The sequence below is a fragment of the Haladaptatus rarus genome, from assembly GCF_054177585.1.
Genome location: NZ_JBPEHG010000010.1, coordinates 95,012 through 109,531 on the forward strand (window position 1 = coordinate 95,012; position 14,520 = coordinate 109,531).

At 59.2% G+C, this 14,520-nt stretch carries 15 protein-coding genes; 5 read left to right on the forward strand and 10 right to left on the reverse strand.

The genetic code is table 11. From position 1 onward, the window contains the following. Positions 1–33 precede the first annotated feature (33 nt). Positions 34–378, forward strand: coding sequence for a DUF7344 domain-containing protein (locus ACR3FE_RS19225; protein WP_458209106.1), 345 nt, complete (start codon positions 34–36; stop codon positions 376–378). Between the two features lie 47 nt (positions 379–425). Here the strand turns inward: ACR3FE_RS19225 and ACR3FE_RS19230 are convergent, their stop codons facing one another. Beyond that, on the reverse strand, positions 426–1,202 hold the full coding sequence (locus ACR3FE_RS19230) for an SDR family NAD(P)-dependent oxidoreductase (protein WP_458209107.1): 777 nt from the start codon (positions 1,200–1,202) through the stop codon (positions 426–428). 180 nt (positions 1,203–1,382) lie between these two features. On the opposite strand from ACR3FE_RS19230, the gene ACR3FE_RS19235 reads away from it, so the two are divergent. From ACR3FE_RS19235 to ACR3FE_RS19250, 4 genes are all read left to right on the forward strand, one after another. Then, the gene (locus ACR3FE_RS19235) at positions 1,383–3,086 is read left to right on the forward strand and encodes a class I adenylate-forming enzyme family protein (protein ID WP_458209108.1); all 1,704 of its coding nucleotides are present in this window, start codon (positions 1,383–1,385) and stop codon (positions 3,084–3,086) included. Between the two features lie 150 nt (positions 3,087–3,236). Next, positions 3,237–3,764 carry a hypothetical protein gene (locus tag ACR3FE_RS19240; RefSeq protein ID WP_458209109.1) on the forward strand — a complete coding sequence of 176 codons (528 nt, stop codon included), beginning with the start codon at positions 3,237–3,239 and terminating at the stop codon, positions 3,762–3,764. Between the two features lie 75 nt (positions 3,765–3,839). Next, positions 3,840–5,477, forward strand: coding sequence for a CocE/NonD family hydrolase (locus tag ACR3FE_RS19245; protein ID WP_458209110.1), 1,638 nt, complete (start codon positions 3,840–3,842; stop codon positions 5,475–5,477). A 120-nt stretch (positions 5,478–5,597) separates the two neighbouring features. Then, positions 5,598–6,584 carry a TackOD1 domain-containing metal-binding protein gene (locus tag ACR3FE_RS19250; protein WP_458209111.1) on the forward strand — a complete coding sequence of 329 codons (987 nt, stop codon included), beginning with the start codon at positions 5,598–5,600 and terminating at the stop codon, positions 6,582–6,584. Positions 6,585–6,634: 50 nt separating this feature from the next. Here ACR3FE_RS19250 and ACR3FE_RS19255 read toward each other — a convergent pair whose 3' ends face one another. From ACR3FE_RS19255 to ACR3FE_RS19295, 9 genes are all read right to left on the reverse strand, one after another. After that, complete coding sequence (locus tag ACR3FE_RS19255; protein WP_458209112.1) at positions 6,635–7,924, reverse strand: hypothetical protein; 1,290 nt, start codon at positions 7,922–7,924, stop codon at positions 6,635–6,637. A 140-nt stretch (positions 7,925–8,064) separates the two neighbouring features. Further along, entirely contained in the window at positions 8,065–8,340 is a 276-nt protein-coding gene (locus tag ACR3FE_RS19260; RefSeq protein ID WP_458209114.1) for a hypothetical protein, read from the reverse strand. Between the two features lie 195 nt (positions 8,341–8,535). Beyond that, on the reverse strand, positions 8,536–9,228 hold the full coding sequence (locus tag ACR3FE_RS19265) for a helix-turn-helix transcriptional regulator (protein WP_458209115.1): 693 nt from the start codon (positions 9,226–9,228) through the stop codon (positions 8,536–8,538). A 155-nt stretch (positions 9,229–9,383) separates the two neighbouring features. Further along, entirely contained in the window at positions 9,384–10,037 is a 654-nt protein-coding gene (locus ACR3FE_RS19270) for a helix-turn-helix domain-containing protein (protein ID WP_458209116.1), read from the reverse strand. A 205-nt stretch (positions 10,038–10,242) separates the two neighbouring features. Beyond that, positions 10,243–10,659 carry a DUF6114 domain-containing protein gene (locus tag ACR3FE_RS19275; RefSeq protein WP_458209117.1) on the reverse strand — a complete coding sequence of 139 codons (417 nt, stop codon included), beginning with the start codon at positions 10,657–10,659 and terminating at the stop codon, positions 10,243–10,245. Between the two features lie 26 nt (positions 10,660–10,685). Next, a complete protein-coding gene (locus ACR3FE_RS19280; RefSeq protein ID WP_458209118.1) occupies positions 10,686–11,288 on the reverse strand; it encodes a DUF6230 family protein in 603 nt (200 codons plus the stop codon). A 369-nt stretch (positions 11,289–11,657) separates the two neighbouring features. After that, complete coding sequence (aceB, locus tag ACR3FE_RS19285) at positions 11,658–12,959, reverse strand: malate synthase AceB (RefSeq protein ID WP_458209119.1); 1,302 nt, start codon at positions 12,957–12,959, stop codon at positions 11,658–11,660. Position 12,960: 1 nt separating this feature from the next. Beyond that, the gene (aceA, locus tag ACR3FE_RS19290; RefSeq protein ID WP_458209120.1) at positions 12,961–14,025 is read right to left on the reverse strand and encodes an isocitrate lyase; all 1,065 of its coding nucleotides are present in this window, start codon (positions 14,023–14,025) and stop codon (positions 12,961–12,963) included. Continuing rightward, a complete protein-coding gene (locus ACR3FE_RS19295) occupies positions 14,022–14,210 on the reverse strand; it encodes a hypothetical protein (protein ID WP_458209121.1) in 189 nt (62 codons plus the stop codon). Before ACR3FE_RS19295 ends, aceA begins: the two co-directional genes overlap by 4 nt. Positions 14,211–14,520 lie beyond the last annotated feature (310 nt).

Below are 14,520 nucleotides of genomic sequence, written 5' to 3' on the forward strand. Positions count from 1 at the left end.
GGTGTTAATAGCCTCTGCCAGTTAGTTTCGATGATGAATCTCGAACGTACCTATGGGGTGGACGAAGCGTACTCACTGTTGAGTGATCCACGTCGTCGGTACATCATGTACTATCTCACCCGTGAAGAGGACTCAGTCTCTCCTTCCGAACTTGCGAAACAGATCGTCGCGTGGGAAACCGACGTTCCCGTTTCGGAGGTTCCCGAAGACGACACCGACGCCGTGTTGACGAGCATAAATCACGTCCACCTCCCGAAACTCGCGGATGCAGGCATCATCACGTACAAACCGAATCCGGGGAACGTCGAACTCGACGGCGAGATCGAAGCGATGACACCATATCTGGAATACGCGGCCTCGATCGAGTTCGACGGGTGATTGAGCGACGCCGAGGAGGAAGCCGAACGATAGGGGCGGGGAAATCTTCAGAACGAAAAGAGATCGACACCGCCAGTGACGCCGACCACCTGTCCCGTAATATAGTTCGCTTGCTCACTGGCGAGATACGCGACGAGATTCGCCACGTCCTCTTCCCGACCCAACTGGCGCATCGGCGTCGCCTCCGCGATGCGCCCGAAGTATTCGTTGACCTCCTTCAACTGTTCGAGTGGCAGGTCGGCCAGGGCACCGACGACGATGCTCGGCGCGAGGACGTTCGAGGTCACGCCGTGTTGGGCACCTTCGAGCGCGAGCGTCTTTCCGAATCCGATGAGTGCAGCCTTCGTGGCGGCGTAGGACGACTGGCCGTACCCGCCTTGCCAGCCAGCCATCGAACTCATCGTGATGATCCGACCCCACTCGCGTTCGCACATCGCGGGAAAGACCTCCCGCGTGACGTTGTACGTCCCGGTGAGGTTCACCTCCATGTCGCGGTCCCAGATGTCGTCGTCGTATGATTCGAGTTTCGACTGGGCATCGACCATCCCAGCGTTGTTGACCTGCACGTCGATTCCGTCGAACTCGTCTTCTATCTCGCTGATGGTCGCCGTAACGTCCTCGCGGTCGGTGAGGTCGCATTCGACTGCGACCGCGACACCGCCATCGTCGTTGATATCGTCGACGACTGTCTGGGCCGCCTCCAGATCGACGTCGAGGACGACGACCTCGGCTCCCTCCGCCGCGAGCGTTTCACAATCGACGCTGCCGATCCGTCCGCCACCGCCCGTGACGAGCGCAGTTCTACCATCGAGTCCGAAATCCATCTCGTCTGTATCGTCGGAAACTGGCCGGAAGTGGGTTGTTCGCCGGATGCACGGCGTTTTATATCGAGATGAGTCTGATGCCGTTCTATTTTTCTGGGTGATCTGTCCTTTTCTCGCTGTCTTCAATAGCTGTCTATGCGCGGCACATCAGCTTAGGCGAGGCTTGAGAGAGTCCAACACATGACACAGCCGGAATCGAAACTGCGAAAGCCGTGGTTCCGTGAGTACCAGGATTTCGGTATCCCCGAATCGCTTCGTCCGTATCCGGAGATACCGGTACATCAGATCCTCGAAGAATCGGCCAACGACTATCCCGACGCTGGCGTCGTCCAGCGCGGTCGCACGGTCACGTATCCGAAACTGTACGAGCACGTCGAACGGCTAGCGACTGCACTTCGAGAGCGAGGCGTCGAAAAGGGTGACCGCGTCGCAACCGTGCTTCCCACGTCCGTCCAGTTCATCGTCGCCGAGCACGCCATCACGCGAGCGGGCGGCGTCCACATCCCGAACGACTTCCTCGACGCCGAAGACGACCTCGCGTACCGACTCGAACAGGGGGATCCACAGGTTCTCATCGGAAATGCTGAACACAGCGACCTTCTGTTCGACCTGTACGACGACCTCGACATCGACCACCTCCTGCTCACGGAGGTCGACGACTACTCGGCTGACCCGCCAACCCACGACCCGGTTCGGGACGCCGAGTGGTTCGTGGACGTCATCGAGACCACGAATCGGAACCCGCCGGAGGTCGAATTCGACGTGGAATCCGACGTTCACACCATCCTCTTCACCGGGGGGACGACCGGACGACCGAAGGGGTGTCTGCTCTCGCATCGGAACGTACTCGCTAACGCCCGGCAAGGAGTCGCGAGCATGTCGCAATTGGCGACGATGCTTCGCGGAAGCGAGTCCGCACTTCTCGCGCTTCCGATCTACCACGCTTACGGCTACTCGGTTACCCACTCCCTGCTCGATCTGCCAGTCACCGTCCTGCTAGCGCCCGACCCGCGCGACACCGAGGCGATGGTCGATCTCATCGACGAGCACGGGCCGGTGTTGTTGTTTGGTGTGCCGACGCAGTTCATGGACATCGTCGAGGAAGAACTCAATACGAGCGTCGTCGGCATCTCCGGGTCTGCGCCACTGGCGAGCGAAACGAAAGAGTCGTTCGAGAGTCACGGCACCGGTGTCTCGCAGGGATACGGTCTTTCGGAGATGTCTCCCATCACTCACTTCGACATCCGCGGTGTTTACGAGATGATGCTCGGCACCACCCCCGACGATTTCGGTAGTCTCGACCAGCCCACCATCGGTGTGCCAGTCCCCGACACCGAGGTCAAACTGATCGATATCGACTCGGGCAAAGAGATTCCGATAGAACGAGCGATCGACGAGGGGTTGGAGGGAGAGATGTATCTGAACGGGCCACAGCGGATGCTCGGCTATCTCGATTCGGAATCGTCGCCCTTCGACGACGAGGGATTCGTGCCGACGGGGGACGTAGTCAGGGTCGACCAGCAGGGCCGCTTCTACGTCGTCGACCGCGTCAAGGACATGATCAACGTCTCCGGTCTAAAGGTGTACTCCGAGGAGGTCGACGAGATCCTGTTCGGTCACGAGAAGGTGCGACGACCCGCGACCGTCGGCGTGCCAGACCCCGAGCGACCGGGCAGCGAACTCGTCAAGGTGTACATCGAGGCGGAACCCGACGCGAAGGGGGAACTCGAACCCGCCGGCATCCGAGAGTTCCTCGCAGACAAAGTGCCCCGACACGCACGTCCCGACTCGGTCGAGTTCGTCGAACAGATACCACAGACGGCCATCGGCAAGACCGACAAGAAGCGACTTAGGGAGCGACACGTCGGGCACGGAGACGGATAGGGAAGCGACCACAGGTGCAAGCTCGTCACTCTGTTTTCCCGAACCGAACGAAAAGCGGCAAGTCACGTTCGAGTGCTCCCCACCGATAAAAACGACCGTGCAAACGGTGCAGTAGGTTCATCGACGGTTGTGAACAGATACCAAATAACGATGTCTGTACAACTACAGTCGCGAACGACCCTCTCGAGAGAGGAGATGCATGCGGCGACGTTGGCGGCGGTCGCTGGCGCGCTCCTCGTCGGTATCCTGCTCCAAGCGACCGGCAGTAACGTCGCGGTCGCGGAGTTCGGAGATTTGGTGAGCGCGAGCTACTCGGTCGGTTGGATCGTCCTTATCGTCGTCAGTGCCGTGTTTGCCCTCGTCTTCGTCGAGTTCCTGTCTCGGACGGTCAATTCCTTCGTCACGCAGGTTATCACGATGTCGAGCCAGCAGGAACTCCTCCAGAAGCTTCTCGTGCCGCTCCTTCGGCGGTCGGCACTGACGGTGACCGCGTTTAACTTAGGACTCGCATACGGAGTCGTACTCGCGGTCAGCTTTCACGTGTTCTTGCTGCCACTCTGGTTACGATACGTTACGAGCGTCCCGACGCCGGTTCCGAACCTGGACCTCGGTATCCTCGTCTGGATGCTGTACGGCGGCGTGCTGGGTGTCGTCTACGGACAGGTGATGGAGAAGTAATCCGCTCGAACCCCCTCAAAAACCACTGGTCAGTACCGGCGTCGGTGACTTCCTCGTCGGCTCTCGATTGTCGATATGCACGACGATTCATCAGCATACGCTCAATTCCCCGACCTTGACCGCAGAACCGTCCTTCAGGGACTGCTCGCCAGCACAGCAGCGACCGGAACCAGCGTCACCGCATCCACCGCGTCCGCGGCGAGCACCGGCGACGAGTTCGACCGCACCGACCACGTCGAGATCGAATCGTTCGACGAGACGACACTCGTCGGGAGCCTCTACGAACCGACCGCGTCGGGGCCACATCCAGCGATGTTGCTCACTCACGGCTGGGGTGCAGACCGAAATGCCGACTACGTCCGGCGGATGGCGGAACTATACGCCAGAAACGATTACGTGGTGTTGACCTACGATTCTCGCGGGTTCGGCGAATCCGGAGGGGAAGTCGGCCTCGACGGGCCGAAGGAAGTAGAAGACGCTCAAGAACTCGTGACGTGGCTCGCCCGGCGGGAAAACGTCCAGACGGCCAACGACGACCCCGACGATCCGGCGATCGGGATGGACAGTCTCTCTTACGCTGGCGGCATCCAGTTGAACGTCGCAGCCCGCGACGACCGCCTCGACGCCATCGTTCCGCGGTGGGCGTGGCACGACCTCGTCTACTCGCTCGCGCCGAACGGCGTCGTCAAGGCTGGTTGGGCGTCTCTCCTCTTTGCCGTCGGCGTCACCGGTTCGCGGGGTCTCACGTCCGGCGACGGGACATCTGGGAAGCAGGACGTGCGTTACGGCGTGTCCCCGAAACTCCATCGGATGATGACCGAAGCGACCGTGACGAATCGCTTTTCGAACGAGTCGAAGGCGTACCTGCGAACACGGTCGGCGACGACGAAACTCGACGACATAGACGTGCCAGCCCTGTTCGTCTCCGGTTGGCCGGACACGCTCTTCACGTCAAACGAGGCCATCTGGACGCACGACGCCCTCCGAGAGCGAGACGTGCCGACTCGACTCCTTTTCTTCCAGGGCGGCCACACCACCACCGACACTGCCGGAGCGAAACAGCGAGATTACATCGACGCGGCGGCGCTGGAGTGGGTCGAAGCACACGTCCGCGGCCATGGCAACGCCAACTTGCCACCAGTTACGTACTACGAGACACAGACGGGAGAGTGGCAGACTGCGGATGCGATGCCTCCCACCGGGGCGACGACGCGCACGTTCGCGCTCGGTGACGCGCGCGCGATGGATTCGACGGTCATCGTGAACAGCGTCGCCCCGACCTCGACCAGCCAGCTGCTCCCTGAGAACCGCGACCTGACCGAGGCAACGGCGGCGAACTTCGACTTCCCGCTGGTCGAAGGATTCGAAACGCTCGGCACGCCCGAACTTCGATTACAGGTCGAACCACTCGGCCCGGAGACGCGACTGTTTACCAAACTCGTCCACTGTCACGACGGTCGTGCAACCCTTCTCGGTGATCAAGTGACGCCGATAAAGGTCGAAGGCGAACCGGGAACCGTCGAGACCGCCGACATCGAGATGACGGCAGTTCAACGTCGGTTCGATGCGGGCGACGTACTTCGGTTCACGGTAGCGACGACGGACGCCGGGTTCTATCCGTCGCGGGAATCGGCGGGCGCACGACTCTACCATTCGAGCGAGCGACCATCAACGCTCGTGCTTCCAGCGACCGAGGATTCGGCGACGTTCTGATCTCGTCATCGCTGAAATAGGAGTTCCGAGTACGTTTCAGTGGGATTACAAAGAACGCTTATAAATTAATCATTACTGTTTGAGTGATGGTTAAATAGCCGACCCGTGTTAGTTGCCATCATGGCCTCGCCCGGTACGATTCGATTGTTGACTGCCCTTTGGGATGATTCGCTCGACGAGATTCGGCCCGCACTCCACGGGGCATCGGGGGAAATCGCGTATCCAGATGCAGATGAATTCCTCGACGAACGCGACGGGGAGACGTTCGACGTGCTGGAGACGCTCGCCGAACGGGAACTGCTCCACCGTGAATTCCAAGAGAAACAGTACATCTGCCCACGGTGTGAGACGAAAGAGATGCAGTACACGACGGCCTGTCCGTCGTGTGAATCGCCGCAGACGATTCGAACAGACCTGTATCGGCATCCGGATTGCGGATACGAAGGTGTCCGAGAGCAGTTCGTCGAAGCGGATACCACCATCTGCCCGGAATGTCGGACGGAACTGGATTCGTTGCAACATCTCGAATCGGACGCCGCGAACGTCTGCGAGGACTGCGAAGAGATATTCGAGACGCTGGAACACCGCCTTCGATGCCGGGAGTGTTACTTCGTGTTTCCGCCGCTGGAGACCATCGAGCGGGTGCTGTATCGGTACTATCTCAGTGACCGCGGTGCCGAGTGGCTCGCCGACCAGCTAACGGCACGACAGCAGGTGGCCGAGATATTCGAGGATAGAAAGCTGAAGACGGAGATCGACACGACAGTCACCGACCAGAACGGCGAGGAGGTTCCCGTCCACGTCTTCGCGCAAGACGAACTGCTGAACGACCGTGTGGTCGCTGCGGTTCACGAACGACCGGATGCGGACGACGTGATGAAACTGCGATCGGTCGCATCGAACGTGGATGCGCGCGCGACGTTGGTCACCACGTCGGGGTCGGTCGTCGGGGAGAACATCTCCGATCTCGTCGCTGGCGACGGGATGGCGGTCTTGAGCCTTCGTAATGGAACGCTCGAACGGGAGTACGAGGTTACAGATGACGCCGACGTTCGAAATTCGTTCGTCGGTCGTATCGCCGACATCTTCAAGCCGCAGAACGGGTAGCGGCACTGACTTCGGGTCGAAAAGGGTGATAACGGTTCTACCGAGCTCGTTTACGCGAGTGCAGATGCCGAGAACTGTCTCGACAGGCTGACCCCGCCATCGTCGGTCGTGGTCGTCCCGTCCGTGCTCCCGTCTTCAGTCGAAGTATCGGTACTCGTCGTCTCCGTGGTCGTCGTCTGATTGGTTAGTTCCGTCACGCCGTCTGTCGTGTCGTCCGTGGTCGTAGTGGACGTAGTAGTCGTGTCGGTCGAAGCGACGGACGTATCGACACTCGTCGTGGTCGTTGTCGTGGTGTCGTCGGTGGTGCTGTCGACGGTATCTTTCGTGTCGTCTACGCTGTCACTCACGGTTTTCGTGGTATCCTCGACATCGGTTGTCGTGTCGTCGGTCGTGTTATCGACCGTATCTTTTGTATCATCAGCAGTGTCGTCGACCGTGTCCTTCGTGTCATCGGTGGTGTTTTCGACGGTGTCGGTCGTGTCGTCTACGCTGTCGCTTACCGTTTTCGTGGTATCTTCGACCATGTCCTTCGTGTCGTCGGTCGTGTTCTCGACACCATCTTTCACATCGTCTGTCGTATCGTCGACGGTATCGGTCGTATTGTCCACCGAATCTTTTGCATCGTCTGTCGTGTTATCCACCCCATCTCTCACGTCGTCCGTCGTGTTTTCCGCACCGTCTTTCACGTCGTCTGTGGTGTTATCGACGCTGTCGCGGGGGCCGTCGGTTCGGTTGTCCACTTCGTCGGTTTGGTTCGGAACCTGTGACCCGGCGTCACCATCCTTGATATCATCCGGAAGCCGTTCGGCGGGGTCGGTCACATCACCGCCGGTCGTCTCGTTTTGGCTTCCGTCACCGGTCTTGCTCTTCTCGAACTGCGAGAGGAGTCGGCTGCCAACCTGCTCGGAGACGTGGAAGCTGATGGAGTCGGCGGTCGCATGCTCTGCCAAGACGTTCGGGCCGCGAACGGTCGCGTTCTCGAACTCGGCCTGGTGGAACGTGAGTCGAATTCCCTTCGTTCCGTCCGAGCTATTCGACTCCAGACACACCTTCTCGGCGTCGAATCGAGCGATCTGAATCGTCAGCGACGCATCGTTGGAATCTCCCTCGGAATCGAGGTATCCCGCGACAGCGCCATCGATTCGCAGGTTCGTGGCTTCCTGACCGAAAGCAGGGAACGAAACGTCTCGATACGATACGTTACGATAGCAGTGTGACCCACCTGTGAGCGTTTTCTCTGTCGGTGATTGGGCCTCGTCGGGGCGAAACGTAGCCGACGCAGGAACGACCGACGCGAACGCGACACAGATTATCACTGCGATTGTTATCGAGTGCCCCATTGATACTCACTGTATGACTACCTCTACCAAGCGACTTCAAGGGTAAATTAATTCCCTTGGCTATCACCGGCCATTTATAAACGGTGGTACTGCGGATCGACAGTCGTTCGAGAAAAGCACACTCCTCTGTGGGTGAGACGTTAGCAACCGCGTCCCGACCCGCGCCTGCCGTGGCTACCCCTGTTCTCGGCCATCTCTTCGATGGTTATCCCCATGTGGGACTCCATCCATTCGATGGAGCCAGCACCCATGTGGCCGTCCATCCAGCCACCCCAGTGACCCGCAAGTCCGGCACCGGGGCGTGCGTCGTCAGCAGTCGTTTCGTTCCCGTGTGCACTGACCATCGGGGCGACGAGCGCGAGTCCGACGAGTGCGAGTGCGACGATGAGCCAGCGTCCGAGGTTGTAGTTGGTCATGGTGTCATCCCTCGATTAGAGAGAGGACAGCTGTGGATTTACTCCCGTGGCTGTGAACCCGAAGTGGAGAACGTTCGAGAGCGTTTATAGAGCCAGCTCAACGTCCGTCTCGAACACGACCGTTCATCCCCCGGAAATTCACCACAGTAGCCGAAGCATCGTATTCGGATTCTCGCAGTGAAAACGGACCGATTGTCAGGATTCGGTCGTCGGTTGGAGGTCGTCACTCGGATAGACGCGATAGGTACGTCCCTGTCGTTCTCGATAGAGCAGGCCACGCTTTTCGAGGTCGCTGACCGTCTGGCTTACCTTGCTCTTCGAGAAGTCAGCTCGGTCTCGAAGCTCGATCTGGGTCAAACCGGGCGACGTGAGCACAGGGTCGAGGATGCGCCGCTCGTCTTCGGGAAGCAGATCGAGGACGCGCGCACGCGGTCGCGTTTCCGATTCGACCTCATCGTCCGATGTCGATACAGGGGAACCAACGTCGGCACTCTCACTGGGAACACCACCAGATTCAGGCAGGTTGCTGGTCACTCGCCGTTCGCCGGTCGTTTGCTGGTCGTTGGTGGTCAGATGATCGCTTGTCGTTTGTCGTTCGCTGGTCGCTGTACCGTCTGCTGTAGTCGAATCAGCGTCCGGGGACGTGGTCGTGAGCTCGTCACGAACGACCAGATAGAGTCCCCCGATAACAGCGGACAGAACGAGAGTTCCGAACGCGTACCAGAGCGGATTCGTCCCGTGGACGCCACCCATCGACGTTCCCATCATCGTACCCATTCCGCTTAGGGCGCGGTTTTGCTGGTACGCCTGCCAGCTACCGATTCCACCGACGAGTAAAACGCCCCCCACGAGGACGCCGACGACGATATCGGCTGTTCGTCGATTCACGTCTCGCTCCCCCCAGCGGCACGTTCTCGGTTCATATCCTCATCTTCGACCCGATGTAACCTACCAGTTTTGATTGGATGGCCCAATATCGGTGTGACGAGATTCCAATTTTTGTAGACATCCTCTCGGCTGCCAGTGGTCGTGACCGTGGTCGCTCACCCGAACAGTGCTGAAAAGAGGTGTTGCTCGGATTTTCGAAGGTGTTCGTCCACGGTGCTGGGCGCACAGTCGAGTTGCTCCGCGATGTCTTCGTGTGTGACCTCACGTGGAATCTGATAGTAGCCGAGTCGGATCGCCGTTTCGAGAACCTCCTGCTGGCGGTCGGTCAACTGAGAGAGTAGATAGCCGGTGTCGGGGTCGTACTCTCCGGTCTGTTCGACGCGGATGTCGATCCATTGTGGCAGTTCCCGAAACGCTTTCTGTACCATCTCCTGTGTGCCGACCACGGTCGCAAGGATGTCCCGGGATTCGGTGTAGTTGAGCGGCGTATCGATGATGAGGGCGTACTTCTCGACGATGTGCATGAGCGTCCCCGCCGGTTCGCCGGGTTCGACGTGGATGTAGATGTGGAACTGCTCGTCGTGAAAATCGAGGATGTCGTACGCGAACACGAGTTCGTGTGCGTCGAGTTCCTCGACGAGCGCGTCGGCATCCCCTCGAAGCCGATAGAAGAGTACTCCATCACCGCTGAACAGGGCGTTGACGTGAAGGAGTTGGATACGCTGAACGGCGGGATGTGCTGCGATGAGATCACCGACCGGGTGGATCCCGTCGCCGTCCAGTACCAATCTCAGGGTGAGATATCTCATCGTCTCCGTCTTTCCCCGAAACTCGTGAGACGCACATTATTATACGTCTCCTAACGGCGACCTGAAGCTGGTCTGAAACCGCGAGAAGTGGGTATCTCACGGCGTCACGATACGGTCCGTACTGGCCATCGGCCGCCAGCACGGACTTTTCGGCAGTCGTCTCCCCCTCGAAGGGAGAAAACAGATGCGTGGCGAATGCCTGCTTCTACGCCACTGCTGCTGTCTGTTCGTCGGAAGTCGATTCGACTTCAGTCGGGCCTTCCCACGCCACACACATCGCGCCGCCGAGGACGCCGAGCATCATGCCGATGCCGAAGCCACCGAGCGCCCCGATGATGGATGCGATGGACAACAGGATGCCCGCCGCCCCGAAGAACTCCGCGAACTCCGGCCTCAACAGCGCGAAGATGCCACAGAGGGTGACGAACACCGCGAAGACCAGCCCCGCGAACATGAACGTGCTCGGGACGAGCGCGAATTTCATGGCGAGTTCGGCTGGGATGATGCCGATGACGAGACCGCCGAGGAGGACGAGCAAGCCACCCCAGAAGGGTCGCTTGTGTCGCCACGACGCGAACCGTGAGCGATACGTCCCGAACTGTGAGCCATATGTTGTGGACATTGTTGGGTACCTCTATCGATTATCGTTTATGAACCGGCCGCACACTGGCTCTCCGGGAACTGGGTATCGTTCTCGGGGTTCACCTTCGTCGTCACATGCGTCCCGGACAGCGTGATACTGCGGAGGAACTGGGTCTGGGCTTTGATTCGCCCGTCATTGATGACGATGCTAGGTGCCGAGATCGAGATGGCGCTTTTCATGCTCCCTGGGTCGGAACTCGTCCGCTGATTTTTCATCTTCAGGTCACCCTTCAGGTAGGTGAACTTCTGGGTCATCCCAGTGAACTTCACTGGCTTATCTGCCGCGATGAGAACCCGAACTGTGTTCCCACCTCCCGGCATCTCCTTTGGAACCTTGATGTCCTTGTACAGTTTGAGACCCTCTATCGTCCCCTTATCTATCTTCGCCACCGCCGATGGATAGGCGGCACATTCACTGTTGTTCTCCATCGATGCGTACTGCTGGAAGCCCTGGCCCTCTAGCTTGTCGAACGTCACCGTGAACCCGCCGACCCCAGCTGTCGGCACCGCGACGGCAGCACCGCCAGCCATTATTGCGCCAACGACGCCTGTTTGGAGCACGAGTGCAGCAACCATCGTCACCGCGAACTTCCTGGTATCGATTGCCATACCCAGCTAAAGACAATTTAATATATTAATGGTTGTCGCGTCTAAAACCGGTTGTATAAAAGGATGTTGGCGTTTATTCAGATATATTACTATGAAATTTGAATTCTATTACCAATATTATTATGTCTTTCTGATGAACCGGATAGACGAGACGATTCCGAATCTCGAATACGGGTATCGAACCAAACGTCACATCGAAAAAGACGGTTTCAGTGAGCTACGAGTCCGAAACCGCTGCTAGCAGTTATCTGCCTGTTCTGTTCTGGCGACGGTGGCGCGTGCCACCTCGTTCGTCGCTTCGTCCGTCTCCTCTCCGTCGACCGACACGACACGGCGATTCCGTGGTCGTCATGTCGTCAGTGAACTCTGCTATCCAACGTTCATCGCGCGTTCGACGACATCCTCGCTATACAGCTCAGCGAGATCCTCGTGTTGGTCAGGACGATTCTCGTACACGTCCTGGAACAGAGTGATCGGTGTCATCGCAGCCTGATAGGTCGCCTCGTCCCACATTCGATCTTTGTTGATCTCGATCTCGACGCCGTCGATGACGACCGTCGTCGTCTGCGTCATCGAGATCGCACCCTTCCCGGCTTCCTTGGCCGCTTCGAACTCCTCCATCGAGTCGACGATGTCGTCCATGCTCGGGACGTACTCGGTCAGGTCGAGTAGCTCCTCGCGCAGCTCGTCTTCGTCGAGTTCGCGCTCGTCGCTGCCGACCCGGAGGAGGTAGCCGTTGCTGGTTTCCTCCAGATCGATCCGGTCACCGTCGTAGAACTGACAGCCGTCCTCGGCTTCGAGTTCGATCTCGCGACCGTCGGCGTCGATCAACCAGCTGCCGGTCTCGGGCGGTAGCGGTGCCGTGTTCGCCTCGACGACCTGACCAGGGGTCAGCGACCAGATACCGATCATCCCCTTGGCCTGGTTGTCGGTCATGCGCTCGTTGTAGCCCTCCGTGTCACGAATGTCGTCGTATGGCCCGTCGACTGCGATGAGGCCAGCAGCACTCGCACCACGGGACGTGTTGTGGCGCAATTCTGCCCACGGTGGTAGTCCGCCAGTCGGCGTGATCGCGCGCATGTCCTTGGTATAGTCGACCTCCCCGTCCACGAGCAGGAAGAGGCGTTCGAGGTTGTTGTCGGGTTTGCCCATCTCCTCGCGGAGGTCCCCCATCGCTAGCTCTGCCGCTGCGCTCTCGATGATGACTGACATCGCGATACTCCCCTCTTCGAGACCGTACTCGTTCTCGACGATGGTGATGAACTCGTCGGCCTTCTTCCAATCGTCGATGCCACCGACCTCGGGGATCACGAACCCGTCGATGTGCTCGATGGCACCCTTTTCAGGGTCGGCGATCTGCAGGATGTGCTGAAAGCCCTGATACCGGGTACCGGGGCTGTCCCGATGCCAGACGACGCGCGGGTGGATCTCACCGGGGAAGTCTGCCCCGTGTTCGGCAACCACCTCGATGATGTTCTCGGCACCCTCGTCGCGCATCGACGGGGCCGTCGCGTCCTCGTTGTCCGGAACCCAGACGTCCGGTGCCTGCATTCCGCGCAGTTGGGCTGCACTGCGGATCATCTTGGCGGAGTCGTCTTCACCCTCCACCGCTGTCGGTGAGGTGAAGAACGTTCGCACGAATTCCCGGTCGTGTCGGCGTTGCGTTCTCATATCAGTCGTCTCCCTGTTCGGAGGCGACCACCTCTCCATCCTCCTCGGCGCTCGATGTGATGGGATTCGCCTCGTCCTCGGAGTATCCTTCAGACCCCTCGATACGCTCGCGGGCTTCGGGGTCGAACTGCTTTTCGATGTCCTGGTACCGGCTCACGAACGAGAGTTCGTGGTGTGACTCGGTCGGGTGGTCGAGATACCGCCCTTCGAGGTCGAACTGTGCCTGTTCGTCCGCTTCCGCCAGCCCTTTGAAATCCTCGTAGACGCTGTGTGCGCCGGAGTGAAGTGCGAACAGGGTGATGAAGATGTACTTGTAGCCGAGGTCACCCAGTTCCTGGAACGTGAGCGGGTCGTCTTCCTCCGACCACGCGAACGACGACGAGTAGTTGAACGCGAGCTTGAGGTCGGGGTGGGTCTCGTGGATGGTTTCGGCGTACTCGACTGCGTCCTCTCGGCTCGGGTCGGGCATCTCGGGCCAGACGATGTCCACGTCTGCATCCGCGTAGATGCGACCGCGTTCGAGGTGTTCCTCCCAGTCGCCATTGGCGGAACCGTAGGCGTCGGTTCGGGCGATGATGATCGTATCGTCGGACTGCTTCGCGTCGACTGCGGCCTCGAACCGAGCGCGGGCATCCTCGCGGGAGACGATCTGCTTGCCCGCGATGTGGCCACATCGCTTCGGCGTCGTCTGGTCTTCGATGTGGATGGCGGCGACACCTGCTTTCTCGTACTCGCGGACGGCACGGCGGACGTTGTGGATGCCGCCGTAGCCGGTATCGCAGTCCGCGATGACGGGGAGATTACACGCCTCGACGATTCGCTTGGCGTTCTCGACCATCTCGGTCATCGTCACCATCTCCAGGTCGGGGAACCCGAACTGTCCCAGCACCGTCGAGTACCCGCTCATGTAGGCGGCGTCGAGCCCTGCCATCTCTGCGAGGCGGGCGTCGAGCGCGTGATAGAGTCCAGGTGCAAACACGTAGTCCTGGTTGTTCAGCATGTCGCGGAAGTCTTGTGCGGCGCGGTTCTCGAGGTTCGTCGTGGTAACGTCTTTGTCCGGAATCATCGGTCGTCAGCGGTCGTGTTCTGGAGTCTGGCTTCGATTCGTTCGAGTCGAGTGTGGATCGTCACGAGTTCCTGCCTGAGTGCATCGACCTCGTCGGTCGAGCGAGGCTGTGTGGCTGTGCGCGAGATGTTCGGGACGATCGGTCCTTCGACTTCGGTGCGGTCGTATCGAGTTCGGTTTGTCATATCAGTCGGGTCGTCTGCTCTGGTATCTGAAGGGCTGTCCTGCGAGGGCGTCGGGAGTGGTGTACGGATACAGGCATTTGTTTCACCGCATCAGGTGTGACCAGTGGTCGGGGTATAAACATTATGATTTATAATGTTAATATTCATTAATGCATATTCAGGCTCGTAGGCAGCATAAGGACGTTTAATTGATTGTCATTCACACGCATGATTTGACGCGCTCGTCTTTGGGAATCATCTATTATCTATGGTTGGTGTTGTGAGACACCACGGACGACGATTCCAGCGCCCTTGGTGATAGGTGAGGGAA